The sequence below is a fragment of the Mesorhizobium sp. M7A.F.Ca.CA.002.09.1.1 genome (genome assembly GCF_003998555.1).
GTDB lineage: Bacteria > Pseudomonadota > Alphaproteobacteria > Rhizobiales > Rhizobiaceae > Mesorhizobium > Mesorhizobium ciceri.
Window position 1 is genome coordinate 1 of the sequence record NZ_RZRR01001380.1, and the last position, 887, is coordinate 887.

Genomic DNA, 887 nt, shown 5'->3' on the forward strand with positions numbered 1-887 from the left:
ATGTCGGAGATAACCACTTCCTTGGCATAGGCGTCGGCATCGGCGCCGGACTTTCCGAGCTTTTCGGCGGCCCACAGGCCGAGCGCCTTGTTGCGGCGCGCCGAGGCCTTGAACCGAAGCTCCTCGTCGAATGCGAATTTACGCTCAAAGCCCTCTTCACGGTCTTTCATGCTGCTCATGGCGTCCCTCCGGGTCAAATTCGATTCGTTGGCGGTGAATATGTGCGTTGTCAAAGCACAAACCAAAAGGTCGCGGGCCGGTCAATATGCTTCATCGCATGCTGCGCTGCGGCATTTCAGTCCCGAAAGCGGTTGATTGGAAGGATTTGCCGATTGAGCAAACGATGTGATTGGGATAGACCCGGCATTGAACCCTACCGTAGCCGCACTATTTCAGGCAGACGGACAGGAAATGGTCTGATACCGCCTGTCCGGAACCCCAGAGAAAAATCAGATGAAAAATCGCCGCCGCATTTATGAAGGCAAGGCCAAGATACTCTATGAGGGACCCGAACCGGGCACGCTTATCCAGTTCTTCAAGGATGATGCAACCGCGTTCAACAAGAAGAAGCACGAGGTCATCGACGGCAAGGGCGTCCTCAACAACCGCATTTCCGAGTATATTTTCAACCATTTGAACCGCATGGGCATTCCGACCCATTTCATCCGCCGTCTGAACATGCGCGAGCAGCTGATCAAGGAAGTCGAGATCATTCCGCTCGAAGTGGTGGTGCGCAATGTCGCCGCCGGTTCGCTGTCCAAGCGGCTCGGCATCGAGGAAGGCACCGTTCTGCCGCGCTCGATCATCGAATTCTATTACAAGGCCGACGCGCTCGACGACCCGATGGTGTCGGAAGAGCACATCACCGCGTTCGGCTGGGCGAGCCC

Annotated in this window: 2 protein-coding genes; one reads left to right on the forward strand and one right to left on the reverse strand. The window is 56.1% G+C overall.

Annotated elements, in window-relative coordinates:
- On the reverse strand, window positions 1–179 hold a 179-nt coding region (locus tag EN994_RS33385), incomplete at its 3' end, for a DUF1476 domain-containing protein (RefSeq protein ID WP_164746527.1).
- Between the two features lie 274 nt (window positions 180–453).
- On the opposite strand from EN994_RS33385, the gene EN994_RS33390 reads away from it, so the two are divergent.
- The coding region (locus EN994_RS33390; protein ID WP_164746528.1) for a phosphoribosylaminoimidazolesuccinocarboxamide synthase at window positions 454–887 on the forward strand (434 nt) is incomplete at its 3' end.